The sequence below is a fragment of the Ramlibacter sp. MMS24-I3-19 genome, from assembly GCF_050320135.1.
GTDB lineage: Bacteria > Pseudomonadota > Gammaproteobacteria > Burkholderiales > Burkholderiaceae_C > Ramlibacter.
Genome location: NZ_CP190017.1, coordinates 666,401 through 688,890 on the forward strand (window position 1 = coordinate 666,401; position 22,490 = coordinate 688,890).

24 protein-coding genes are annotated in these 22,490 nt (G+C 69.6%); 12 read left to right on the forward strand and 12 right to left on the reverse strand.

The genetic code is table 11. The annotated features are described in order from the left end of the window. Positions 1-40 precede the first annotated feature (40 nt). Positions 41-2,194 (reverse strand): catalase, encoded by a 2,154-nt coding sequence (locus ACPWT1_RS03265; RefSeq protein WP_427913987.1) that lies wholly within the window; start codon positions 2,192-2,194, stop codon positions 41-43. Between the two features lie 416 nt (positions 2,195-2,610). Between ACPWT1_RS03265 and ACPWT1_RS03270 the strand changes: the two genes are divergently transcribed. Further along, positions 2,611-2,904: a hypothetical protein gene (locus ACPWT1_RS03270; RefSeq protein ID WP_427913988.1), complete on the forward strand. Its 294-nt coding sequence runs from the start codon at positions 2,611-2,613 to the stop codon at positions 2,902-2,904. Positions 2,905-2,911: 7 nt separating this feature from the next. Here the strand turns inward: ACPWT1_RS03270 and rpe are convergent, their stop codons facing one another. Next, positions 2,912-3,595 (reverse strand): ribulose-phosphate 3-epimerase, encoded by a 684-nt coding sequence (gene rpe, locus ACPWT1_RS03275; RefSeq protein WP_427913989.1) that lies wholly within the window; start codon positions 3,593-3,595, stop codon positions 2,912-2,914. 54 nt (positions 3,596-3,649) lie between these two features. On the opposite strand from rpe, the gene apaG reads away from it, so the two are divergent. From apaG to ACPWT1_RS03320, 9 genes are all read left to right on the forward strand, one after another. After that, positions 3,650-4,030, forward strand: a complete 381-nt coding sequence (gene apaG / locus ACPWT1_RS03280; protein ID WP_427913990.1) for a Co2+/Mg2+ efflux protein ApaG — start codon at positions 3,650-3,652, stop codon at positions 4,028-4,030. A 106-nt stretch (positions 4,031-4,136) separates the two neighbouring features. Then, on the forward strand, positions 4,137-5,384 hold the full coding sequence (locus ACPWT1_RS03285) for a cation:proton antiporter (RefSeq protein ID WP_427913991.1): 1,248 nt from the start codon (positions 4,137-4,139) through the stop codon (positions 5,382-5,384). After that, complete coding sequence (locus ACPWT1_RS03290; protein ID WP_427913992.1) at positions 5,377-6,567, forward strand: YbdK family carboxylate-amine ligase; 1,191 nt, start codon at positions 5,377-5,379, stop codon at positions 6,565-6,567. Before ACPWT1_RS03285 ends, ACPWT1_RS03290 begins: the two co-directional genes overlap by 8 nt. Before the next feature lie 86 nt (positions 6,568-6,653). Continuing rightward, positions 6,654-6,911, forward strand: coding sequence for a GlsB/YeaQ/YmgE family stress response membrane protein (locus tag ACPWT1_RS03295; RefSeq protein WP_427913993.1), 258 nt, complete (start codon positions 6,654-6,656; stop codon positions 6,909-6,911). A gap of 33 nt (positions 6,912-6,944) precedes the next feature. Then, on the forward strand, positions 6,945-7,919 hold the full coding sequence (gene thiL, locus ACPWT1_RS03300; RefSeq protein ID WP_427913994.1) for a thiamine-phosphate kinase: 975 nt from the start codon (positions 6,945-6,947) through the stop codon (positions 7,917-7,919). 7 nt (positions 7,920-7,926) lie between these two features. Next, entirely contained in the window at positions 7,927-8,463 is a 537-nt protein-coding gene (locus ACPWT1_RS03305) for a thermonuclease family protein (protein ID WP_427913995.1), read from the forward strand. 43 nt (positions 8,464-8,506) lie between these two features. Then, positions 8,507-9,016 (forward strand): phosphatidylglycerophosphatase A family protein, encoded by a 510-nt coding sequence (locus ACPWT1_RS03310; RefSeq protein ID WP_427915499.1) that lies wholly within the window; start codon positions 8,507-8,509, stop codon positions 9,014-9,016. Further along, positions 9,013-9,507, forward strand: coding sequence for a CinA family protein (locus ACPWT1_RS03315; protein ID WP_427913996.1), 495 nt, complete (start codon positions 9,013-9,015; stop codon positions 9,505-9,507). The genes ACPWT1_RS03310 and ACPWT1_RS03315 overlap by 4 nt, the downstream gene beginning before the upstream one ends. Before the next feature lie 53 nt (positions 9,508-9,560). Beyond that, on the forward strand, positions 9,561-10,034 hold the full coding sequence (locus ACPWT1_RS03320) for a hypothetical protein (protein WP_427913997.1): 474 nt from the start codon (positions 9,561-9,563) through the stop codon (positions 10,032-10,034). 12 nt (positions 10,035-10,046) lie between these two features. On the opposite strand, the gene ACPWT1_RS03325 is transcribed toward ACPWT1_RS03320, so the two are convergent. From ACPWT1_RS03325 to argS, 9 genes are all read right to left on the reverse strand, one after another. Beyond that, positions 10,047-10,808, reverse strand: coding sequence for a UPF0149 family protein (locus tag ACPWT1_RS03325; RefSeq protein ID WP_427913998.1), 762 nt, complete (start codon positions 10,806-10,808; stop codon positions 10,047-10,049). Further along, positions 10,805-11,233, reverse strand: coding sequence for a PIN domain-containing protein (locus tag ACPWT1_RS03330; RefSeq protein WP_427913999.1), 429 nt, complete (start codon positions 11,231-11,233; stop codon positions 10,805-10,807). Before ACPWT1_RS03330 ends, ACPWT1_RS03325 begins: the two co-directional genes overlap by 4 nt. Continuing rightward, on the reverse strand, positions 11,214-12,434 hold the full coding sequence (locus ACPWT1_RS03335; RefSeq protein WP_427914000.1) for a THUMP domain-containing class I SAM-dependent RNA methyltransferase: 1,221 nt from the start codon (positions 12,432-12,434) through the stop codon (positions 11,214-11,216). Before ACPWT1_RS03335 ends, ACPWT1_RS03330 begins: the two co-directional genes overlap by 20 nt. Positions 12,435-12,444: 10 nt before the next feature. Next, a complete protein-coding gene (locus ACPWT1_RS03340; protein ID WP_427914001.1) occupies positions 12,445-14,007 on the reverse strand; it encodes an RNA polymerase factor sigma-54 in 1,563 nt (520 codons plus the stop codon). A gap of 22 nt (positions 14,008-14,029) precedes the next feature. After that, positions 14,030-14,818: an LPS export ABC transporter ATP-binding protein gene (gene lptB / locus ACPWT1_RS03345; RefSeq protein WP_427915500.1), complete on the reverse strand. Its 789-nt coding sequence runs from the start codon at positions 14,816-14,818 to the stop codon at positions 14,030-14,032. A gap of 2 nt (positions 14,819-14,820) precedes the next feature. After that, entirely contained in the window at positions 14,821-15,423 is a 603-nt protein-coding gene (lptA, locus tag ACPWT1_RS03350) for a lipopolysaccharide transport periplasmic protein LptA (protein WP_427914002.1), read from the reverse strand. A 103-nt stretch (positions 15,424-15,526) separates the two neighbouring features. Continuing rightward, the gene (locus ACPWT1_RS03355) at positions 15,527-16,177 is read right to left on the reverse strand and encodes a thiol:disulfide interchange protein DsbA/DsbL (protein WP_427914003.1); all 651 of its coding nucleotides are present in this window, start codon (positions 16,175-16,177) and stop codon (positions 15,527-15,529) included. Between the two features lie 51 nt (positions 16,178-16,228). After that, complete coding sequence (locus tag ACPWT1_RS03360; RefSeq protein ID WP_427914004.1) at positions 16,229-16,864, reverse strand: SPOR domain-containing protein; 636 nt, start codon at positions 16,862-16,864, stop codon at positions 16,229-16,231. 8 nt (positions 16,865-16,872) lie between these two features. Then, complete coding sequence (gene argS / locus ACPWT1_RS03365) at positions 16,873-18,546, reverse strand: arginine--tRNA ligase (RefSeq protein WP_427914005.1); 1,674 nt, start codon at positions 18,544-18,546, stop codon at positions 16,873-16,875. Positions 18,547-18,715: 169 nt separating this feature from the next. Between argS and ACPWT1_RS03370 the strand changes: the two genes are divergently transcribed. Next, the gene (locus tag ACPWT1_RS03370; RefSeq protein ID WP_427914006.1) at positions 18,716-18,934 is read left to right on the forward strand and encodes a PsiF family protein; all 219 of its coding nucleotides are present in this window, start codon (positions 18,716-18,718) and stop codon (positions 18,932-18,934) included. 40 nt (positions 18,935-18,974) lie between these two features. On the opposite strand, the gene ACPWT1_RS03375 is transcribed toward ACPWT1_RS03370, so the two are convergent. Beyond that, positions 18,975-19,940, reverse strand: coding sequence for a LysR family transcriptional regulator (locus ACPWT1_RS03375; protein WP_427914007.1), 966 nt, complete (start codon positions 19,938-19,940; stop codon positions 18,975-18,977). Between the two features lie 271 nt (positions 19,941-20,211). On the opposite strand from ACPWT1_RS03375, the gene ACPWT1_RS03380 reads away from it, so the two are divergent. Then, positions 20,212-22,407, forward strand: a complete 2,196-nt coding sequence (locus ACPWT1_RS03380) for a malate synthase G (RefSeq protein ID WP_427914008.1) — start codon at positions 20,212-20,214, stop codon at positions 22,405-22,407. Positions 22,408-22,490 lie beyond the last annotated feature (83 nt).

Below are 22,490 nucleotides of genomic sequence, written 5' to 3' on the forward strand. Positions count from 1 at the left end.
GCACCAGCACCGGTCGTGCCAGCGAAGCACGCGGACGGCGTCAGGCCGGCACCGTGTCCAGCGGGCTGCGCGCCCAGTGCCGGTGCCGCGCGATGGCGGCCACGAACTCCTGCGCGAGGGGCACGCGTGTTGTCGGGTCGCCGTTGCCGACCAGCACGCCCGCCGGAGGCTGGTCCGACACGTCGATGCCGCCCGCGCGCAGCAGCTCCGTCGCCGGCCCGATCAGGCAGATCGGCTTGCAGTGCCGGTATGCCTCCAGCAGGAAATGCACGGCGTTGCCGTTGCGCGCCAGGGCCTCGGCGTGCGGCGCGCCGCCTGGCACCAGCACGGCATCGAACAGCACCGATGACGTGCCCATGAAGCAATGATCCACCGGCAGTTGCTGGCCCGAGGACGTCGACACCACGCCCAGGTGGTCGGCGATCACGCAGCACAGCGCGCCCGCGTCGGTGAGTGCCTGCTGGATGATCTTCAAGGCGCCGATCTCCACGCCGGTTGCCGCGAGCACCGCGATCCGGCGCGTGGCGATGCCGCCGTTCGAGCCTTCCATGCTCAGCGCGGGCGAAGCCTCGATCGCGAGCTTGGCCTTGCTCTCACGGAAGCCGGCGCGTCCCGCCGCTGCCTTGGGGTCCGGCACGGCCAGCGCCAGCGGCTCGGCCACCTTGCGCGCCAGTCGCGCGTCGACATGCGCCAGGTTGTCCACGACGCGCTGGCGGATCGCCGGCACCTGCACCCGCGACAGGTCGTACTGGAACGCGCTGACGATGTGCTCCTTCTCGGCCGGGCTCTGGCTGTTCCAGAACAGCGTGGCCTGGCTGAAATGGTCGTCGAAGCTCGGGCTGCGCCGGCGCACCTTCGGCGACTCCAGCGGCTCCTCATAGCTCTGGAATCCCTGCTGGCCGCCATCGACGCGGAACTCCGATCCGGTGGCCAGGCTGTTCGGCTCGTAGCTCACCGCACCGCGCGCGATCGTGCTGCGATGACGGCCGTCGCGCTGGTAGTTGTGGAACGGGCACAGGCTGCGGTTGATCGGCAGCTCGTGGCTGTTCGGGCCACCAAGCCGCGTGAGCTGGGTGTCCATGTACGAGAACAGGCGGCCCTGCAGCAGCGGGTCGGCGGTGAAGTCGATGCCGGGCACCAGGTGGCCGGGACGGAACGCCACCTGCTCGGTCTCGGCGAAGTGGTTGTCCGGATTGCGATTGAGCACCAGCCGGCCGATCACCTGCACCGGCACCAGCTCCTCGGGGATCAGCTTGGTGGGGTCAAGCAGGTCGAACCCGAGCTGCTGCTCGCGCCCCTCCTCCACCATCTGCACGCCCAGCTCCCACTCCGGGCAGTGGCCGCGCGCGATCGCGTCCCAGAGGTCGCGCCGATGGAAGTCCGGGTCCTGGCCGGCGATCTTGCGCGCCTCCTCGGCGCACAGCGCATGGCGCCCCTGCTTCGGCTTCCAGTGGAACTTGACGTAGTGCGCGGCGCCGTGCGCGTTGATGAACCGGAAGGTGTGCACGCCGAATCCTTCCATCATCCGAAGGCTGCGCGGCACGCCGCGGTCGGACATCAGCCACAGCAGCGCGTGCGTGGTCTCGGGCATCAGCGACACGAAATCCCAGAACGTGTCGTGCCCGCTCGAGGCCTGCGGCATGCCGTGGTGCGGCTCGGGCTTCCAGGCGTGCATCAGGTCGGGGAACTTGATCGCGTCCTGGATGAAGAACACCGGCACGTTCGCGCCCACCAGGTCGTAGTTGCCCTCGCGGGTGTAGAACTTGACCGCGAAGCCGCGCAGGTCGCGCACCGTGTCGGACGATCCCCGCTCACCGGCGACGTTGGAGAAGCGCACGAACACCGGCGTGCGCAAGCCGGCCTCCTGCAGGAAGTCGGCGCGGGTGTACTGGCCCATCGGCTTGGTGAGCTCGAAATAGCCGTGCGCGCCGGTGCCGCGGGCATGCACCACGCGCTCGGGAATGCGCTCATGGTCGAACGCCGTGAGCTTCTCGCGCAGCAGGAAGTCTTCCAGCAGCGTGGGGCCGCGCAGGCCGGCGCGCAGCGAGTTGTGGTCGTCGCTCACGACCACGCCCTGGTTGGTGGTGAGGACCGGCTCGTGGGTCTGGGTGAAGGTGTCGAGCTGCTTCTGCTTGGCGGCAGCAGCGTCTCCGGACTTCGGCTTGCGCGTGGCGTCCGGCTTGGACTGGGCCATGGATGCTCCCCTGGGGCCGCGGGGCCGGTCGGTCCGGGCGCGGTCGTTCTGTTCGGCTCAGGTCTCGAGGTCGAGCGCGGCTTCGATGGTGTTGACCACCAGCGTCAGTGCGAGCGCACCGGCGGCGGAGGCGGCACACCAGACCAGCCATTCGGGAACCGCGGCGATCATGTCCATGGCATCAGTCTCCTTCGTGTCCGCTCTCAACGTGGAGAGCCAGCTTAGCTAGCTCATGGGGACACCCCCGTAGCCGGGCAGCGGGCGGGTTTGTCCGACAGCACCGGCTGCCGCCGTAGGACATGGCCGACAGCGTGCGGGGTCGCTCCCCGGCGCCGGCGTCCTACCCATCCGGCGCCGCAACGGCGCGAGCATCGAGCCACCGAGACCCTGGACAAGGACACACGATGCGCGAGCGCATGACCAACCCGCCCGACACGGGCCTGGGCACCGACAAACCCGTGGCCGGCAAGGGCAACACCACGATGGCGCAGGGCGAGGACCAGCACCCGGTGCCGCGGATGCCGCACGAGCGCGACGAGTCGGCCGACGAACAGCCGAAGATGGAGCCGTCGAACGAGCGCGTGGGCCGCGCGGCCCAGAAGGACGCCGAACGCGGCGTCGCCGACACCAGCAAGGGCGCCGAGCTCGACGCCACCTACGACAAGCTGCGCGAGGACCTGCCCGACGGGCAGAAGAAGTTCCGCCCCTGAAGTGGCTTCAGGCCCGCAGCGCGGCGCGCATGCCGTCGATGATGGACTTGTAGTCGGGCTTGCCGAAGATCGCGCTGCCGGCGACGAAGGTGTCGGCGCCGGCAGCGGCGACGCGCGCGATGTTGTCACCCTTGATGCCGCCGTCCACTTCGAGCCGGATGTCGCGGCCGCTCGCGTCGATGCGCTTGCGAGCCTGCTCGACCTTGCGCAGCGCCGAGTCGATGAAGCCCTGCCCGCCGAAGCCGGGGTTGACGCTCATGATCAGGACAAGGTCGATGTCCTCCACCAGCCAGTCCAGCACGTCCAGCGGTGCCGCCGGGTTGAACACCAGGCCGGCCTTGCAGCCTGCCGCCTTGATCGCCTGCACGCTGCGGTGCGCGTGCGTGGAGGCATCGGGGTGGAACGAGATGTAGTCGGCACCGGCCTGCGCGAACGCCTGTGCGAGGGCATCGACCGGTTGCACCATCAGGTGCACGTCGATCGGCGCCGGTGAGCCATCCGGCCGCTTGGCATGCGGCTTCAGGGCCGAGCACACCATCGGCCCGAAGGTGAGGTTGGGTACGTAGTGGTTGTCCATCACGTCGAAGTGGATCCAGTCCGCGCCCGCCGCCAGCACGTTGCGAACCTCGTCGCCCAGCCGGGCGAAGTCGGCGGAAAGGATCGACGGCGCGATGCGGTACGTGGTGCTCATGGCGCCGATTCTCGCAAATGGGCACCGGCATCCCTGCGCACGTAAGATCGCCCGATGCCCCGCTACCAGTTCCGCGTCGAGGTCCAGCCCGCGTTCCTTCCCGAGCAGTCTGACCCCTCGCAGGGCGTGTTCAGCTTCTCGTACACGATCACCATCACCAACGCCGGCGAGATCGCGGCGCAGCTCATCTCGCGCCACTGGCTCATCACCGATGCGGCCGGCAAGATCGAGGAGGTGAAGGGACTGGGCGTGGTGGGGCACCAGCCGCTGCTGCAGCCGGGCCAGTCGTTCCAGTACACCAGCGGCGCTCGCCTGCGCACGCCGAGCGGCACGATGCACGGCAGCTACTTCTGCGTCGCCGAGGACGGCGAGCGGTTCGAAGTCGAGATCGCTCCCTTCCTCCTCGAGGACGGCAGCCGCCGCGTGCTGCACTAGGGCGGCCCCCATCGGCAATGCCGCGGGGTCGTATGGCCGCGTCAGCGCGTTGTCCTACGGGCTGAGCTCCACCCGGCAGCTACATTGCGCCGCGAGCGAAGCACCCATGATCGACATCACGGCCATCTGGGGCCAGTGGCTCAAGCCTTCAGCCGGCCTGCCCACGGTCCAGTGGTCACTGCTGCTGGCACTGGCTGCCGCCGCCGGCCACCTCGTCCAGTCCCGCATGGCCCTGCCCAAGGTGGTGGGCTACGCCGGCGTCGGCGTCGGCGCAGGCTTTGCCGGATTCAGCGGCATGGACTGGCCGCTGCAGGGCGTCGGGCTGTTCCTGCTGGAGCTGGGCGTGTCGCTGGTGCTGTTCGAGACCGGCGGTCGCATCGCGCTACGCTGGTTCCGCCACAACCCGATGGTGCTGCTGCAGAGCCTGTTCGAGGCGGCACTCACCTATGCGCTGGTCTACGCCGCGCTGCGCTGGCTGGAGGTGCGCGAATCCATCGCCGACGCGCTTGCCCTGGTGGCGATCGTGTCCTCGCCGTCGGTGCTGAACCGCGTCGCCACCGACCTGCGTGCGGCCGGGCCGGTCACCGAACGCACCCTGGTGCTCGCCACGCTGGGCGCGCTCTATGCGATGGCACTGGTCGCGGCGCGCGTGGGCATGCTGCAGCGCGAGGAGACCAACTGGGTCGAACTGCTGCTGCCGATCGCGGTGGTGCTCGGCCTCTCGGTGCTGGTTGCGATGGCGATGGCCGTGGTGTTGCGCCTGGCGCTGTACGTGATGAGCCCCAACAGCGAGAACACGTCGGTGCTGCTGGTCACCACCATCGCGGCCGGCATCGCCATCGCGTCGTACCTGGGCGGCTCCGCGCCACTGGCAGCGCTGCTCGCAGGTCTGCTGCTCAAGCAACTGCATTCGCGCCCCTGGGCGCTGGCCCGCCAGCTGGGAGCCGCCTCGTCGGTGCTGGTCATGCTCACCTTCGTGCTGGTCGGCGTGGTGGCTGCGCAGGCGGGCTGGGATCCGTTCCTGGCCAGCGCCGTCGTCGCCCTGGTGGTGGCACGCGGGCTGGCCAAGGTGCTGGGCGTGACCGCCGCCAACCACGGCAGCGGGATGCGCTGGCACCAGGCGGTCCTCACCGGCTGGGCCATGACGCCGATGTCCTCGCTCGCGCTGCTCCTGGTGTCGCAGTTCGCCTCCGCCTCCGTGACGCTCGGCCCGCGCATCGCCGCGATCGCCCTGCCGGCGATCCTGCTGCTGGAGGTGCTGGGGGCGATCGTCGCCACGCTGGTGATCCATCTGGCGCGCGAGACCTCGCGCGGCGATGCAAGGACGGTCGTGACCGAAGCGCAGGATGGCTGAGCCGCGTCCGCCCGACATCACGCCGGCCGGCGATGCGCCCTCTGCCCCGCCGGCCCTGGAGCCTTTTCGCGCGTCGGAGCCGTTGACGCTGGGCGTCGAGCTCGAGCTGCAGCTCGTGAACACCCACGACTACGACCTGGCGCCCTACTCCGACGAGATGCTGCGCCTGATGGCCAGGCTGCAGTGGCCCGGCGCGGTGGTGCCCGAGATGACCTCCAGCATGATCGAGGTGTCCACCGGCGTGTGCCGCTCCGGCACCCAGGTGCTGGAGGAGCTGACGCAGCTGCGCGAGGCGCTGCTGCGTTGTGCCGACAAGCTCAACATCGCCGTCGTCGGTGGTGGCACGCATCCGTTCCAGCTGTGGCACCACCAGCGCATCTACGACAAGCCGCGCTTTCGCGAGCTGTCCGCGCTGTACGGCTACCTCTCCAAGCAGTTCACCGTGTTCGGCCAGCACGTGCACGTCGGCTGTCCCGATCCCGACGCGGCGCTGCTGATGCTGCACCGGATGTCGCGCTACATCCCGCACTTCATCGCGCTGTCGGCCTCCTCGCCCTTCGTGCAGGGGCAGGACACCCAGTTCGATTCGGCGCGGCTCAATTCGGTGTCCGCGTTCCCCATGTCGGGCCGGGCGCCGTTCACGCTGTCCTGGCAGGCGTTCGAGGCGTTCTTCGCCAGGAGCACGCGGACCGGCGTGGTGCGCAGCATGAAGGACTTCTACTGGGACATCCGTCCCAAGCCGGAGTACGGGACGATCGAGATCCGGGTGTTCGACACGCCCCTCACCGTGGAACGCGCCGCGGCCTTGGCGGCCTTCGTGCAGGCGCTGGGGGCCTGGTTCCTGCAGGAGCAGCCGTTCATGCCGCAGGAGGACGACTACATGGTCTACACATACAACCGCTTCCAGGCCTGCCGGTTCGGGCTGGAGGCGGTGTACGTCGAGCCGGCGACCGGGCGCCATCAGCCGCTGCGCGACCACCTGCTGGCCACGCTTCGCGGACTGGCGCCGCATGCGGAGGCACTGGGCGCCGGGCCCGCGCTCGAGATGCTGGCCCGGGACGTGGAACAGGGCGCGAACGACGCGCGCTGGCTGCGCCAGCGGCAGTCACGCGAGCGGCTGCTGGCCGAAGTGGTGCGGCAGGGCGCGCAGCGTTTCCGCGGTCCGCAGGGACGGCGCTCCTAATCGCACAGCGGCGCTCGTCCTACGCGGGGCACGCCTGGGCGGTTCCACCATCCGCTGCATCCACACCACGACCGCAGGAGTCCTCGATGTCGATCATTGGAACCATCGTCGTCGGCTTCATCGTCGGCCTGATCGCCCGGGCCATCAAGCCGGGCGACGACCGCATGGGCCTCATCATGACCACGCTGCTGGGCATCGCCGGCGCCTTCATCGCCCGCTATGCGGGCCAGGCCATGGGCCTGTACACGGCCGACCAGCCGGCCGGCTGGATCGCCTCCGTCATCGGCGCCGTGGTGCTGCTGGTCATCTACGGCCTGATCCGCGGCCGCTCGACCCGCATCTGACGTTCCAGCGGGTGCGCGTATGCTCGCGCACCCATGGGCGAATTCGAGCTGATCGACCGCTTCTTCCGGCGCCCGGCCGCCGGACGCGGCGTGGCATTGGGCATCGGTGACGATTGCGCGCTGCTCGCACCGCAACCCGGCATGCAGCTGGCGGTGTCGTCCGACCTGCTGCTCGAAGGCCGCCACTTCTTTGCCGATGTCGACCCGCAGCGGCTGGGCCACAAGGCGCTGGCCGTCAACCTCAGCGACCTGGCCGCGTGCGGTGCACGGCCACTCGCCTTCACCCTCGCACTCGCCCTGCCGGCCGCGGACGAAGCGTGGCTTGCGCCGTTCGCGCGCGGCCTGCTGGCCCTCGCCGATGCGCATGGCTGCGCGCTGGTCGGCGGCGACACCACGCGCGGACCTCTGGCCATCTGCATCACCGTGTTCGGTGAAGTGCCGACCGGACAGGCGCTGCTGCGCTCCGGCGCACGGCTGGGCGATGACCTCTACGTGAGCGGCACGCTGGGCGATGCACGGCTGGGACTGGAAGCGCTGCGCGGATCGGTGCCATTGCCCGCGCCGATGCTTGCAGCGGCGCGTGACCGCCTGGAGCAACCGACGCCGCGCGTCGCACTCGGGCAAGCCCTGCGCGGCATCGCGAGTTCCACCATCGACGTGAGCGATGGGCTGCTGGGCGACATCGGCCATGTGCTGCAGCAGTCGGGCGTCGGCGCGCGCATCGACACCGACGTGGCGCTCGGCCTGCTCGCGGCCCGGCAGACGAACGCGCCAGCCCTGCCACCGGACGACCAGCTGCTCGCGTGGGTGCTGGCCGGCGGCGACGACTACGAACTGGCATTCACCGCCAGCCCGGACCAACGCGAAGCGGTCATGACCGCAGGGCAGGCTTCCGGCACGGCCGTCACCCGCATCGGTTCCATCGAGGCCGCCCCCGGCTGCAGGCTGGTCGATGCACGAGGCCGCCCCGTGGCCATGCCGGCGCGGAGCTTCGACCATTTCGCGTAGGCCAACCATGAACCCAAGTCGGCACGCAGCCGACGTGGGCCGTTGCGGCGCCATGTGGCGGCTGCTCGCACTTCCCTGGCTGCTTGCCGCGCTGGCGCTGCCGCTGCCTGCGGCGGCGCGCGCGTACCGCGCGGTCGTGACGTCCGTCGTCGATGGCGACACGCTGTGGGTGCGCCGATCCTCGGGCGATGCGGGCGTCGACATCCGCATCCAGGGCATCGATGCGCCGGAGATCTGCCAGCGCTGGGGCGTGCAGTCGCGCGACGCGCTGCGCAAGCTGGTGCTGGGGCGCCGCGTGCTGGTCGACGAACATGCCCGCGATGCCTACGGCCGCGTGCTGGCGCGCCTGTCGGTCGATGGCCGCGACGTCGGCGGCTGGCTGGTCGTCAACGGCCTCGCCTGGTCGCCGGGGTTCCAGCACCGGCCCGGCGTGTATGCCGCGCTGCAGGCGCAGGCACGCGAGGCGCACCGCGGCCTGTGGTCGCAGCCGCGGCCGCTGGAGCCGCGCGCGTTCCGGCGCCAGCACGGACCCTGTCCGCACTAGGCACGCACGCGGTCGCCGCCGCTACCATCGCCGCATGCGCGCCATGCCACCTCCTGCCGCACGCCCCACGCTGCGGATGCTGTTCGCGCATCCGGCGCACCTGCTGGCGTTCGCGTTCGGTGCCGGCCTGAGCCCCGTCGCCGCGGGGACCGTCGGCACCCTCTGGGCCTGGGTCGCATTCCTCGTGCTGCAGACCTGGTTCACGCCCGCCACCATCGGCTGGATCGTGTTCGCGAGCCTGCCCGTCGCCTGGTGGTCCAGCACGGTGACGGCACGCCACCTCGCGGTGATGGACCCCGGCAGCATCGTGATCGACGAGGTCGTGGCGTTCTGGCTGGTGCTCTGGCTGCTGCTGCCCGCGGGGCTCCTGGCCCAGCTGATCGCCTTCGCGCTGTTCCGTTTCTTCGACGCCGCCAAGCCCGGCCCGGTGGGATGGGCCGACAACCTGTTCCATGGATTCGGCTGGCGCGGCGGCCTCGGCATCGTGCTGGACGACCTGGTGGCCGCGTTCTGCACCCTCCTCGTCATCGCCTTGTGGAGGACGCTCGCATGAACGCGACCGTGCACGCGTTGTGCGCGCGACTGGCCCAGGCACTGCTGGACCGCCGCTGGCGCATGGCGACGGCGGAAAGCTGCACCGGCGGCCTCATCGCGGCGTCCTGCACCGACCTGGCAGGCTCGAGCGCCTGGTTCGAGCGCGGCTTCGTCACCTACTCCAACGAGGCCAAGAGCGAGCTGCTGCACGTGGACCCGGCCGCCATCGCCTCGCACGGCGCCGTGAGCGAAGTGGTCGCGCGCGCCATGGCATTCGGGGCGTTGCGCCACTCGCATGCGCAGGCCAGCGTCGCCGTCACCGGCATCGCCGGTCCCACCGGTGGCAGCACCGACAAGCCGGTGGGCACCGTGTGGTTCGGCTTCTCGGTGGGCGGGCGCCTTTCCAGCGAGTTGCGCCAGTTCGACGGCGACCGTTACGCGGTGCGTGAAGCGACGGTGCGCCACGCACTGACCCGCCTGCTGGCGCTGGTGCAGGCCGAGCCCTCCTGATCCCGGGAAGGTCCGGGGCCGCGGACGCGGCATTGCCGCTAGCATCGCGGCCCATGAACAAGCATCTCCTCCACGCCACCACCCTGGCCGTCGCCGCCCTGTCGGTGTCGCTTGCCCAGGCCCAGACCGCCGCCACGCGCAAGGTCGACCGCAACGAGCTGCGCACCTGCCTCGACACCGCCGACAGCATCAAGGCGCGCAGCGAGGCGCTCAAGACACGCTCGGCGCAGCTCAATGCCGCGAACGAGGAGCTGAAGACGGAAGGCGAGGAGATCCAGCGCGAGATCGACCGCCAGGAGAAGAGCTCCAGCATGCTGGGCATGTCGCGCGACCGGCTGGAGCGTCGCAAGGCGGCGTACGACCGCAAGGCGGCGGCCGCGAAGGCCGAGTCCGAGAAGTTCGGGCCCGATGCCGAGTCCCTCAACAAGGACCTGAGCGCCTACAACTCCCGCTGTGGCGGCATCGCGTACGACCCGGCCGACCGCGAAGCCATCATGAAGGAGCGCGAGGCGTCCGGGAAGAAGTGACGACGCGGAGCCTCAGGCTCCGTGGCACTTCTTGTACTTCTTCCCGCTGCCGCACGGGCACGGATCGTTGCGGCCAGGCTCGGGGGCCTTGCGGACGGTGGCCACCCGCGGCCCGAGGCTCTTCCAGAGCTGGCGCAGGTCGTACACCGCCCACAACGCCTCTCCGAAGGCGTCGAAGCGCGCGTCGCTGACGCTCGGCGGACCGTCTTCCGTGTGCATGTTCAACACCGGTTTCCCGGTGTCGGGACGCGCCAGCTCGCCGATCGCATCCACCGCGTCGCGCAGGATGTCGGCGGCCTCGCGGTCACGCGGCGCGGCCCAGTCGTCGGGCCAGCTGTGCACCGCATGCAGGAAGCCGTGGGCCCATGCTTCGGCGAACGACGGCAGTTGCGCGATGTCGGCCTGGGCCCGCTCTTCTTCCGGCAACGCCAGCATCGCGCCCCGGACATCCAGCACTTCCGGCTGGTAGGAGCGCTCGTCCTCGAGCGTGTCCACGTCGACATCGAGTGCAGCGGCCACCTCCTGCCAGCGCCGCCGCCAGCGCCAGACGAACTCCATCTGCGTCATCGGCGCGAAGCGCTCGCCCAGCAGCACCGGCCAGTACTCCTCCGGCGGAATCTCGCGGCGGCAGCACACCAGCGCGGCCAGGAAGCCCTCGCAGAACTCCCAGTCGGGTGTCAGCTCGTCCTGCTCGCGCAGCTGGTCGAGCACGGCATCCTGGGCATCGAAGTCGTCGGGACCGAGGGGCTTGTCGTCGGGGCTGGTGGTCGTCATGGGACAGGCGAGGGCTGGGGGCCGAGCGCCGCGCGCACCGCGACGTCGAGACGCGCCAGCCGGTTCTTCATGGACAGCACGGCGGCATCGCGTGACAGGAGCAGCGCGCCGCGGGCCACGGCAAGGTCGATGAACTTCTGGTCGTCGGGATCGGCACAGGTGGCCGGAGCCTTGTCCGGCTCATCCACCACGTGTGCGAAGCGGTCGAAGTGCGCCAGCACCTGCGCGGCGTCGAGCCCGTAGAACGCCAGCCGCGGCACGATGCGCGGATAGCCGAGCACGCGCGCGAGCTCCTCGCGCATGGCCGCCGTCGCGAGCCACTGCAGGCGCCCCGACTCGAGCGCGGGCTGCAACGGCTGCGCGTCCTCGTCGTCGAAGACGAAGGCGTCCAGCACCACGTTGGTGTCAAGCACCAGCGGCTGCATCGCGCGCGCGGGCCGAACCGGCCACCATGTCGAAGCGGAACAGGCGGCATTCGATCGGGCCGTTCCACATCGGAACGCGCCGCGACTCCTTCAGCCGCATGTGCGAAGGCAGTTTCAGGTCGGGCGTGAGCACCCACGCCGTCCAGCCCGCGTAGTGCTTCTTCCAGTGCGCCGCCAGCTGCACGAAGAAGTCCTCGCCATCGCCCGCCTCGGGGCGTTCGCGTCCGCGCTGCGTGCGGCCGGCCACGCCCGCCGTGGCGATGCGCTCGCCGTACGGCGGGTTGACCAGCATCACGCCGGGTCGCTCGCTGGGCGGCAGGCGCTGCAGCGCGTCGCCGCCGCGGAACTGCACCGCGTGCGCGACGCCGGCGCGTTCCGCGTTGCGGGCCGCGAAGTCGACCATGCGGAACGCGACGTCGCTGCCGAAGACCGGCGCTGCGGGCTCGCGCTGCGCGGCCTGCGCTTCCTGCTTCAACTGCGCCCAGACATGGGCCTGGTGCGGCAGCAGGCGCTCGAAGCCGAAGCGGCGGCGCAGTCCCGGTGCGACATTGCAAGCCACCTGCGCGGCCTCGATGGCAATGGTGCCGCTGCCGCAGCAAGGGTCGTACAGCGGCGTCGCCGCATCCCACCCGCTGGCGGCGATCATCGCGGCCGCGAGCGTCTCCTTCAGCGGCGCCTCGCCCTTGTCCTCGCGCCAGCCGCGCTTGAACAGCGGCTCGCCCGAGGTGTCGATGTAGAGCGTGCAGTGCGTGCTGGTGAGATGGACGTGCAACCGCACCTCGGGCCGCTGCGTGTCGACGTCGGGCCGCACGCCGGACTTGGCGCGGAACCGGTCGGCGACCGCGTCCTTGATGCGCAGCGCCGCGAAGTTCAGGCTCTTGAGCGGGCTGTGCTGCGCGGTGATCTCGACCTTGAAACTTTGCCGTGGCGTGAACCACGCTTCCCACGCGACCGCCGAGGCCGCTTGGTACAGGTCGTCCTCCGCGCGATACGGTGCATGCACCAGCTGCACCAGGACGCGCTGCGCCAGCCGGCTGTGCAGGTTCAGGCGCAAGGCCTCGCGCCAGGGCGCATGCACCTCGACGCCGCCGCGGCCGACGAGCAGCGCGTCGCCGGCAAGGCCGGTGAGCGAATGCACTTCATCGGCAAGAAGATCTTCGACGCCTGCCGCGCAGGGCAGGAACAGTTGCAGGTCGGACATGGCAGGGAGGCTACAGGGCCTTGCGCAGGTTGGCGGGCGAGATGCGCAGCGCCTCGCGGTACTTGGCGACGGTGCGGCGGGCGCACTCGATGCCCTGCTCCTTGAGCATGTCGGAGATCTGGCTGTCCGACAGCGGCTTGATCACGTTCTCGGCGGCGACGAACTGCCGGATCAGCGCCCGCACCGCCGTCGACGACGCGTTGCCGCCGGTCTCGGTGCCGAGCGCCGAGCCGAAGAAATACTTCAGCTCGTAGGTGCCGAATGGCGTGGCCATGTACTTGGCGGTTGTCACGCGAGAGATGGTGGACTCGTGCAGCCCCAGTTCGTCGGCGATCTCGCGCAGCACCAGCGGCCGCATCGCCAGCTCGCCGTGGACGAAGAAGTTCTTCTGCCGCTCGACGATGGCGTTCGACACGCGCAGGATGGTGTCGAACCGCTGCTGGATGTTCTTGATGAACCAGCGCGCCTCCTGCAGCCGCTGCTGCAGCGCCTGGTGGCCTTCGCCGCGGTGCGCCTTGAGCGCGCCCGCGTACACGTCGTGCACCCGCAGCCGCGGCATCACGTCGGGATTGAGCTGCACACGGAACCGAACCTGGTTGCCGCGGCCGACCTTGGTGACCAGCACGTCGGGCACTACCACGTTACGCTCGACGTTGACGAAGCGGCGGCCCGGCTTGGGCTCCAGCCGCGTGATCAGGCCGATCGCGGCCTTGATCGCCGTGTCGGGCTCGCTGCACAGCGCCGCCAGCCGCTTGACGTCACGGCGCGCCAGCAGGTCCATCGGATGACGGCAGATGGCCAGTGCGGTCTCGCGCACGGCGTCGTGGCGCTCGGCCTGCTGGGCCTTCAGCTGCAGCGTCAGGCACTCGGCCAGCGACCGTGCGCCGACGCCCGCCGGCTCCAGGTGGTGCAGCAGGCGCAGCGCCACCGTGAAGCGGTGCACCAGTTCCTCCTGCTGCTCCAGGTCGTCCGGCGCCAGGCCCGCAGCAAGGTCTTCCAGCGTGTCTTCGAGGTAGCCGTCGTCGTTGAGCGACTCGATGAGGAACCGCAGTGCCGCGCGATCCTCGTCGGCCAGTCGCAAGGCGAGCGCCTGGCGGTGCAGGTGGTCCTGCAGCGACACGTGCGGATGCGCCATGTCGGCGGCCTCGACGTCGTCGCCAAGCTCGTTGTTGTTGCGGCGGGCCTGCGCCTCGCCGCCCCACTCGCCGTCGTCGGCGATCACCTCGGTGCTGCCCTCGCCTTCCCAGTCCGTGGGCTCGGTGTCCACGGGGGCCGAATCGGCGTCGGTGCTTCCGGCTGCGGTGCGTTCGCTCTCGGTGCCGCCGAAGTCGGCGACGGGCACGAACTCGCCTTCGTGCTCGTCCTGCGGCGCCGGCGTGTCGGCGCGGTCGAGCCCGAACTCCTCGCGCGGTGCCTCGTCGGAATTGAGCTCGAGGAACGGGTTGTCGCCCAGCATCTGCTCGACTTCCTGGGCCAGCTCCAGGGTGGACAGCTGCAGCAGCCGGATCGATTGCTGCAGCTGCGGCGTGAGCGCCAGGTGCTGCGAGACGCGAAGCGAGAGGCCCTGCTTCATGGGAACTGCACGTGCACGACGCTCACATTCGGAAATGCTCGCCGAGGTAGACCCGGCGCACGTCGGCGTTGTTGACGATCTCCGCCGGCGTGCCCTGCGCAAGCACGTTGCCGTCGCTGATGATGTAGGCGTGGTCGCAGATGCCCAGCGTCTCGCGCACGTTGTGGTCCGTGATCAGCACGCCGATGCCGCGCGACTTCAGGAAGCTGATGATGCGCTGGATCTCGATGACGGCGATCGGATCGATGCCCGCGAACGGCTCGTCCAGCAGGATGAAGCGGGGCTGCGTGGCCAGCGCGCGCGCGATCTCGACCCGGCGTCTCTCGCCGCCCGAGAGCGCCAGCGACGGCGAATCGCGCAGGTGGTCGACGCGCAGGTCCTGCAGCAGCGCAGCCAGGCGCTCCTCGATCTGGTCGGAGGCCAGCGGATTGCCATCCGGGCCACGCTGCAGCTCGAGCACCGCGCGCACGTTGTCGGCGACGTTCAGCTTGCGGAAGATCGACGCTTCCTGCGGCAGGTACGACAGGCCCAGGCGCGAGCGGCGATGGATCGGCATGTGCTCCACCGGCCGGCCGTCGATGGAGATCTCGCCGGCATCGGCGCGCACCAGACCCACGATCATGTAGAACGACGTCGTCTTGCCGGCGCCGTTGGGGCCGAGCAGCCCGACGACCTCGCCCTTGTCGACGCCGAGCGAGACGTCCTTGACCACCTTGCGGCTGCCGTACGACTTCTGCAGGTGACGCGCCTCCAGGCGGCTGCGGGCAGCGGGCGGCAGCGCCGCCCCGTCAGCGGCGGCTGCGGGATCGATCCTCACCGGGGACTCCCCGAGATGCCGGGCGCCGGCCGCAGTTGTGCCGGCGGCGTGCCGCTGGCCGGCGCGGACGCCGCCTCGCGCGGGCCCAGCACGGCGCGCACGCGGCCGCCGGGTCGCGGCGAGGCCGGACCACCGTCGACGGTGAAGACGTCGGTGGTGTTCTCGTAGGTGATCAGGCTGCCGATCATTTCGTCCACGATCGTCGCGCCACGCAGCCGGCGCAGCTCGGCCTGGCGGATGAACTTCACGCGGTCGGCCTTGCCGTCGTAGTCGATGACCTCCGACTCGCCCTCGATCCACTCGTCCAGCCCTTCGCGCTTCTGGCGGTAGAAGGCGCGCTTGCCGGGCTCACCGGTGACGATGCCGTACTGGAAGCCGTCGGGGTCCTGGCGCACTTCGAGCCGGGCGCCGCGAATGACGATCGTGCCCTTGGTCAGCACGACCTTCCCGGTGAACACGCTCACCTGCCGAAGGTCGTCATAGCGCAGGGAATCGGCTTCCACGTTCATCGGCTTGTCGCGGTCGGCCTTCTCGGCCAGCGCGGCGACGGGCCACGCCAGCGACAGGGCGAGAAGGACGGGCAGGAAGGGGGAGTTCATAAAGGCATGAAACTTGCTGGCGCATTGTACCGAGCGCTCTCGCAGCGACGAACGAAAAAGCCCGCCGAAGCGGGCTGGTCCGGAGAGCGCACCGCCAATGCGGTCAGCGGCTCTTGCGGGCCTCGGCGATCAGGAACTCGGTGACCTGCAGCGCGCGGCCCATGTTGCCGGCCAGCGAGCCGTCGGTGTACCAGCGGCCGCCGACGCACAGCGCCGGAACGCCCTCGACCTGGTAGGCCTCCTGCAGCTGGGTGGCCTTGCGGGCCTTGGTCTGCACGGAAAACGAGTTGTAGGTGTCCTTGAACTTGGCCTTGTCGAAGCCGTTCTTCTCGGCCCAGGCGAGGATCTGGTCTTCCTTGTTCAGGGCCTGGCGCTCGCCGTGGATCGCCTGGAACACCTTGCGCTGCATCTCGTCGACTTTCCCCAGTGCGTCGAGCGTGTAGAACAGGCGCTGCTGCGGCACGAAGCTGTCGTTGAAGGCCACCGGCACGCGCCGGAACGACACGTCGGGCGGCAGCTTCTTCAGCCAGCTTTCCAGCTGCGGTTCGAACGCATTGCAGTGCGGGCAGCTGTACCAGAAGAACTCGATGACCTCGACCTTGCCGGCCGGCGCCTCGGTGGGCACGCGCTTGTCCAGCGTCTTGAACTCGCGGCCCTCCTCGGGCTTGCCCTGCGCCCACACCAGGTGCGGGAACCCCACGCTGGCTGCCGCCAGCAGGCAGGTGGTGCCCACGGAAAACTCGCGTCGATTCATGTGCTTGTGACTCCTTGCGTCCGTCTGAGCCGCTGCGGCCCGGTTGGTTCCCTACCTCTGCACGCGCACGAGGGCAGTCTCGATGCCGCCGGCCTCGAGCTTGCCCTTGCTGCGATCGGCATCGTCCTTCTTGTCGAACGGACCCACGCGCACGCGGTACACGGTGCGGCCGGACTGTTCGCGCTCGGTGACGCGTGCTTCCACGCCCATGAGCGACAGCTTGGCGCGCTGCGCCTCGGCGTCGTCCTGGGAGCGGAACGCGCCGGTCTGGACGAAGTACAGGAACGGTTCCGGCGTGGCACTGCTGCTGGCCTTCGCAGTGGCGAAGTCGCCGAGTGGGTCCGTGGCGGCGCCCTTGCCGGGACTGCCGACAGCGGGAGCGGCAGGCCGCTCGGACGGGCCGGCGACGGCGGGCGGCACCGGCGCCGAGCCAGCGGCCGCAGGGGCCGGAGCAGCTGCCGGCGGCAGCGTCCTGGCCGGGTTCTTGCCGTACAGCGGCGCGTTGGGATCCCAGTCCTTGTTCTTCTTCGATTCGGCCGCGTCCTGCTCGGCCGTGCGGCCCTGGTTGCGGCTGAGAAAGGGGACGGGGACCTTGGTGACGTACACGGCCACCGCGAGCGCGGCCGCCAGTCCGATCACGATCCCGATGATGATGCCCACCAGGACGTTGCCACGCTGTCTGTTCAAGCTCTTTCTCACATCTTCTCCGGTGCACCCACGCCCAGCATGGCAAGGCCGTTGCGCAGCACCTGCGCCGTGGCCGCCACCAGTGCCAGACGCGAGCGCTTCACGGCCTCGTCGTCCACCAGGATGCGCTCGGCATCATAGTAGGAGTGGTACGTGCTCGCGAGATCGCGCAGGTAGAAGGTCACATCGTGCGGCGCGAAATCCTGCGCGGCGGACGTGAGCATGTCGGGGTACTTGGCCAGCTGCAGCATCAAGGCCAGCGCCGGAGGGCTCTCGAGTGCGGAGAGGTCCGCGTCCTTCAGCGTTGCCGCGTCGCCACCCCATGCGGCCAGCACCGAGCAGATGCGGGCATGCGCGTACTGGACGTAGTACACGGGGTTGTCATTGTTCTGCGCCAGCGCCAGGTCGACGTCGAACACGTACTCGGTGTCCGGCTTGCGCGAGAGCAGGAAGAAGCGCACCGCGTCCTTGCTGGTCCAGTCGATCAGGTCGCGCAGGGTCACGTAGCCGCCGGCACGCTTGGAGATCTTCACTTCCTCGCCGCCGCGCATCACGCGCACCATGGTGTGCAGCACGTAGTCCGGATAGCCCTGCGGGATGCCGACGCCCGCGGCCTGCAGGCCGGCGCGCACGCGTGCGATGGTGCCGTGGTGGTCGGTGCCCTGGATGTTCACCGCCTTCTGGTAGCCGCGCTCCCACTTGGCGATGTGGTACGCCACGTCCGGCACGAAGTAGGTGTACGTGCCATCGGACTTGCGCATCACGCGGTCCTTGTCGTCGCCGTAGTCGGTGGACTTCAGCCACAGCGCGCCGTCCTGCTCGTAGGTCTTGCCCGCGTCCTGCAGGCGGCGCACGGTCGCCTCCACCTTGCCGGAGGTGTAGAGGCTGGACTCGAGGTAGTAGTTGTCGAACTTCACCGCGAACGCCTGCAGGTCCAGGTCCTGCTCGTGCCGCAGGTAGGCCACCGCGAACTGGCGGATGCCTTCCAGGTCCTCGACGTCGCCCGACGCCGTGAACTCGCGGTCGTCGGCGCGCACCGTCTTCTTCGCGAGGAAGTCGTTCGCGATGTCGGCGATGTAGTCGCCGTTGTAGGCCGACTCGGGCCAGCCCGCGTCACCCGGCTTCAGGCCCTTGGCGCGCAGCTGCGTCGAGGTGGCCAGCGTCGCGATCTGCACGCCGGCGTCGTTGTAATAGAACTCGCGGAAGACCTTCCAGCCCTGCGAGGCATAGAGGTTGCAGATCGCGTCGCCCAGCGCGGCCTGCCGGCCATGGCCCACGTGCAGGGGGCCGGTGGGATTGGCGGAGACGAACTCCACCATCACCTGCCGGCCGATCGCAGCGCGGCGCCCATACGCCTCACCTGCAGCGAGCACCTCGTGCACCACCTGCTGCTTGGCAGCGGGCTTGAGGCGGATGTTGATGAAACCGGGACCGGCGATGTCCAGCGCATCGACCCAGCGCTGGAACGCAGGCGTCTGCAGCAGGTCGGCCTTCAGTGACTCGGCGACCTGGCGCGGATTGAGCTTGAGCGGCTTGGCCAGCTGCATCGCGGCGGTGCAGGCCAGGTCGCCGTGGGCGGCGACCTTGGGCGACTCGAACGTCGCCTTCGCTCCCGCGCCAGGCGACAGCTTGTCGAGCGCGGCAGCCAGCGCGCCGAGCAATTCTTCTTTCACGAGGAGCATCGCGGGATTCTAAGGAACGGCGCCTGCCGACCCATCCGTGCGGTCATGCGGCCGCCTCGCAGCGAGCCTCCCCCAGGCTTGGGGATGGCCTCACGCCATGAGGGGACGACGGCGCAGGCACGCCCTACTACAACAGCGATCCCATTCACTCGTTCACACCGGAGGATCCATGCACAAGTCCCTGTCCCTCGTCGCCGCCGCCCTGGCGCTGTCGCTCGCCACTGCCGCCAACGCGAAGGAAGCCCCGGCCGCCGACGCCAAGCCGTCCGACAGCAGGGTGGCGCAGCAAAGCCGCATGAAGACCTGCAATGCCGATGCCAAGGCCAAGGCTCTCAAGGGCGCCGAGCGCAAGGCCTTCATGGGCGAGTGCCTGCGCAAGAAGGCCTGAGGTCCCGCGGGCGCCGGCGGCGGTGCGCCTGCCGCCGGCTTCAGGTGCCGCGCCAGAACTCGGGCCGGCCGAAGTGCTGCTTGATGAAGTCGATCCACAGCCGAACGCGCACGGGCAGGTGCTTGCGCTGCGGGAACACCGCATAGATGCCGTTCGGCGGTGCGGCGAACTCGGCCAGCACTTCGGCCAGCCGGCCCGAGGCGATCTCGTCCTCCACCTCCCAGGTGCTGCGCCACGCGATCCCGTAGCCTTGCAGGCACCAGTCGTGCAGCACCTGACCATCGCTGCAGTCCAGCGGACCGCCCGGGCGCATGTGGATCACTTCGTAGCCCTCGGGCACGCCAGCGTCAGCCACGGCATCCTTGTGCCGCCCTGGCGCCGTGCGCGGCACCCGGAATGCCCAGCCGCGCACTTGGGAGGCGTCGCTCGACAACGTGAGGCAATCGAACCGCGCCAGGTCGTTCGGATGCTCGGGCGTGCCGTGCCGGCGCAGGTATTCGGGCGTGGCCACGCACATGCGGCGGTTGTCCGCCATGCGCACGCTCACCAGCGACGAATCGGGCATGTCGCCCACTCGCACGGCGCAGTCGTAGCCTTCGCCGGCCAGGTCGACGACGCGGTCGCTCAGGTTCAGCGAGATGGTCACGTCCTTGTGCTGCTCGCGAAACCGCGGCACCAGTGGCGCCACGTGCCGCCGCCCGAAGCCGGCCGGGGCGGTGATGCGCAGGTGGCCGCTGGCCTTGACCCCGCCGGCGCTGACGCTGGCCTCGGCATTGGCGATGTCGGCCAGCAGCCGCTGGCAGTCCTCCAGGAACGCGCTGCCTTCGTGGGTCAGCGTCAGGCGCCGCGTGGTGCGCACCAGCAGCTTCACGCCCAGCCGCTCTTCCAGCGCATCGAGCCGCCGGCCCATGATCGCGGGCGCCACGCCCTCGGCCTTGGCAGCGGCAGTCAGGCTGCCCCGCGTGGCCACCGAGACGAACGACTCGAGTTGCTTCAGCTTGTCCATGGCGAGCGAATTATGCGCATGGAGGTTCCGAATCTGGGGTGATTCGCAGCCGTTTCAGGCTGAGCTGGGTTGGTCCCGGAGGCACTGTCAGCATCTCGGCAACGGGGCTGAACTCGAAGACTCCATCTCCCTAGCCCAGCGATTAGGCGCGCCCAAGTTGAGAATCAAATCACCGCAGGGCTGCTAAACGCGGGCACAAGGTTCAAATACAGTTTCGACCTGTCTCGCGGCCGTCGCGCCGCATTGCTGTCACCGTTTGCCAGGAGCCTCCATGACCGCCCGCACCACCGTCCACCGCCTTGCCGTCGCCACCGAGCTGTACCGGTTCATCGAAGACCAGGTGCTGCCCGGCACCGGTGTCGACAGCGCCGCGTTCTGGAAAGGGTTCGACGCGATCGTGCACGACCTCGCGCCGAAGAACCTGGCGCTGCTCGCCGAACGCGACCGGCTGCAGGCCGAGATCGACCGCTGGCACAAGGCCAATCCCGGGCCGATCCGGGACATGGCTGCCTATCGCAGGTTCCTGGAGCAGATCGGCTACCTGGTGCCCCATCCCAAGGGTGCCAAGGCCACGACCACCAACGTCGACGCCGAACTGGCGCTGCAGGCCGGCCCGCAGCTGGTGGTGCCGATCCTGAACGCGCGCTACGCGCTCAATGCCGCCAACGCGCGCTGGGGCTCGCTGTACGACGCGCTCTACGGCACCGACGTCATCCCAGAGGACGGGGGCGCCGACAAGGGCCCGGGCTACAACGAGGTGCGCGGCGCCAAGGTGATCGCCTATGCGCGCAACGTGCTGGACCAGGCCGCGCCGCTGGCATCGGGCTCGCACAAGGACGCCACCGGCTACAAGGTCGTGGGCGGCAAGCTGGCGGTCACGCTCAAGGGCGGCGAGACCACGGGGCTGAAGGACCCGGCCAGGTTCGTGGGCTACCGCGGCGACGCGGGCGCGCCCAGCTCGGTGCTGCTGCGAAACCACGGCATCCACCTGGACGTCGTGATCGACCGCAACTCGCCGATCGGCAGCACCGATGCGGCCGGCATCAGCGACGTCATCGTGGAGGCCGCGCTCTCCACCATCATGGACCTGGAGGACTCGGTGGCCGTCGTCGACGCGCAGGACAAGGTGCTGGCGTACGGCAACTGGCTGGGCATCCTCAAGGGCACGCTCACGGAGCAGGTGCACAAGGGCGGCAAGAGCTTCACCCGCGGCCTGAACAAGGACCGCGAGTACACCGCCCCCGACGGCAAGGGCAAGGTCACGCTGCATGGCCGCTCGCTGCTGTTCGTGCGCAACGTGGGCCACCTGATGACGAATCCCGCGATCCTGTGGGACGGTGGCAAGGAGATCCCCGAGGGGATCCTCGACGCCGTCATCACGTCGGCGATCGCCATCCACGACCTGAAGGGCCACGGCGCCAACGGCATCCGCAACTCGCGCACCGGCTCCGTCTACATCGTCAAGCCGAAGATGCACGGCCCCGCGGAAGTGGCGTTCGCCGACGAACTGTTCGGCCGCGTCGAGGACATGCTCAAGCTGCCGCGCGACACGGTGAAGCTGGGCATCATGGACGAGGAGCGACGCACCAGCGTGAACCTGCAGGCCTGCATCGCCGCAGCGCCGGCGCGCGTGGCCTTCATCAACACCGGCTTCCTCGATCGCACCGGCGACGAGATGCACACCGCGATGTACGCGGGCCCGATGATCCGCAAGGGCGACATGAAGTCCAGCGCGTGGATCCAGGCCTACGAGCGCAGCAACGTGCTGGTCGGCCTGGCCTGCGGCCTGCGTGGCCGCGCGCAGATCGGCAAGGGCATGTGGGCCATGCCGGACCTGATGGCCGCGATGCTGGACCAGAAGATTGCGCACCCCAAAGCCGGCGCCAACACCGCGTGGGTGCCGTCGCCAACCGCCGCCACGCTGCATGCGCTGCACTACCACCAGGTCGACGTGGCCGAGGTGCAGCGTGAGCTGGAGAAGGTCGACGCCGAAGCCGAGCGCGAGAAGCTGCTCACCGGCCTGCTCACCGTCCCGGTCGCGGAGAAGGCCACCTGGTCGGCGCAGGAGCGCCAGCAGGAACTGGACAACAACGTGCAGGGCATCCTCGGCTACGTGGTGCGCTGGATCGACCAGGGCGTGGGCTGCTCCAAGGTGCCCGACATCCACAACGTCGGCCTGATGGAAGACCGCGCGACGCTGCGCATCTCCAGCCAGCACATCGCCAACTGGCTGCAGCACGGCATCGTCACCGAGGACCAGGTGCGCGAGACCTTCCGCCGCATGGCTGCCGTGGTCGACAAGCAGAACGCGGGCGATCCGGCCTACCAGCCCATGGCGGGCAACTGGACCAACTCGGCGGCGTTCCAGGCGGCGCAGGACCTGGTGTTCAAGGGCAAGGAGCAACCCTCCGGCTACACCGAGCCGCTGCTGCATGCGTGGCGCCTGAAGGTGAAGGCGGGCCGCTGACCGCCTCCTGCGCGGTGGCCCGCGGGTAGACTGCCCGCATGGCTGCCGTGCCCGAGCGTCCCGACCCGTCGCGTTGCCCTCTG

Coding starts and splice junctions, on each gene's coding strand:
- ACPWT1_RS03285 (WP_427913991.1), top strand. CDS start 4,137: ATGATCGACATCACGGCCATCTGGGGCCAGTGGCTCAAGCCTTCAGCC.
- ACPWT1_RS03330 (WP_427913999.1), bottom strand. CDS start 11,233: ATGCAGCCGCTGGTGCTTGACACCAACGTGGTGCTGGACGCCTTCGTC.
- ACPWT1_RS03310 (WP_427915499.1), top strand. CDS start 8,507: ATGCCACCTCCTGCCGCACGCCCCACGCTGCGGATGCTGTTCGCGCAT.
- ACPWT1_RS03355 (WP_427914003.1), bottom strand. CDS start 16,177: ATGAATCGACGCGAGTTTTCCGTGGGCACCACCTGCCTGCTGGCGGCA.
- ACPWT1_RS03305 (WP_427913995.1), top strand. CDS start 7,927: ATGAACCCAAGTCGGCACGCAGCCGACGTGGGCCGTTGCGGCGCCATG.
- ACPWT1_RS03375 (WP_427914007.1), bottom strand. CDS start 19,940: ATGGACAAGCTGAAGCAACTCGAGTCGTTCGTCTCGGTGGCCACGCGG.
- apaG (WP_427913990.1), top strand. CDS start 3,650: ATGCCCCGCTACCAGTTCCGCGTCGAGGTCCAGCCCGCGTTCCTTCCC.
- lptA (WP_427914002.1), bottom strand. CDS start 15,423: ATGAACTCCCCCTTCCTGCCCGTCCTTCTCGCCCTGTCGCTGGCGTGG.
- ACPWT1_RS03265 (WP_427913987.1), bottom strand. CDS start 2,194: ATGGCCCAGTCCAAGCCGGACGCCACGCGCAAGCCGAAGTCCGGAGAC.
- ACPWT1_RS03290 (WP_427913992.1), top strand. CDS start 5,377: ATGGCTGAGCCGCGTCCGCCCGACATCACGCCGGCCGGCGATGCGCCC.
- ACPWT1_RS03340 (WP_427914001.1), bottom strand. CDS start 14,007: ATGAAGCAGGGCCTCTCGCTTCGCGTCTCGCAGCACCTGGCGCTCACG.
- ACPWT1_RS03370 (WP_427914006.1), top strand. CDS start 18,716: ATGCACAAGTCCCTGTCCCTCGTCGCCGCCGCCCTGGCGCTGTCGCTC.
- ACPWT1_RS03315 (WP_427913996.1), top strand. CDS start 9,013: ATGAACGCGACCGTGCACGCGTTGTGCGCGCGACTGGCCCAGGCACTG.
- ACPWT1_RS03380 (WP_427914008.1), top strand. CDS start 20,212: ATGACCGCCCGCACCACCGTCCACCGCCTTGCCGTCGCCACCGAGCTG.
- ACPWT1_RS03295 (WP_427913993.1), top strand. CDS start 6,654: ATGTCGATCATTGGAACCATCGTCGTCGGCTTCATCGTCGGCCTGATC.
- argS (WP_427914005.1), bottom strand. CDS start 18,546: ATGCTCCTCGTGAAAGAAGAATTGCTCGGCGCGCTGGCTGCCGCGCTC.
- ACPWT1_RS03320 (WP_427913997.1), top strand. CDS start 9,561: ATGAACAAGCATCTCCTCCACGCCACCACCCTGGCCGTCGCCGCCCTG.
- ACPWT1_RS03270 (WP_427913988.1), top strand. CDS start 2,611: ATGACCAACCCGCCCGACACGGGCCTGGGCACCGACAAACCCGTGGCC.
- ACPWT1_RS03335 (WP_427914000.1), bottom strand. CDS start 12,434: ATGTCCGACCTGCAACTGTTCCTGCCCTGCGCGGCAGGCGTCGAAGAT.
- ACPWT1_RS03325 (WP_427913998.1), bottom strand. CDS start 10,808: ATGACGACCACCAGCCCCGACGACAAGCCCCTCGGTCCCGACGACTTC.
- rpe (WP_427913989.1), bottom strand. CDS start 3,595: ATGAGCACCACGTACCGCATCGCGCCGTCGATCCTTTCCGCCGACTTC.
- thiL (WP_427913994.1), top strand. CDS start 6,945: ATGGGCGAATTCGAGCTGATCGACCGCTTCTTCCGGCGCCCGGCCGCC.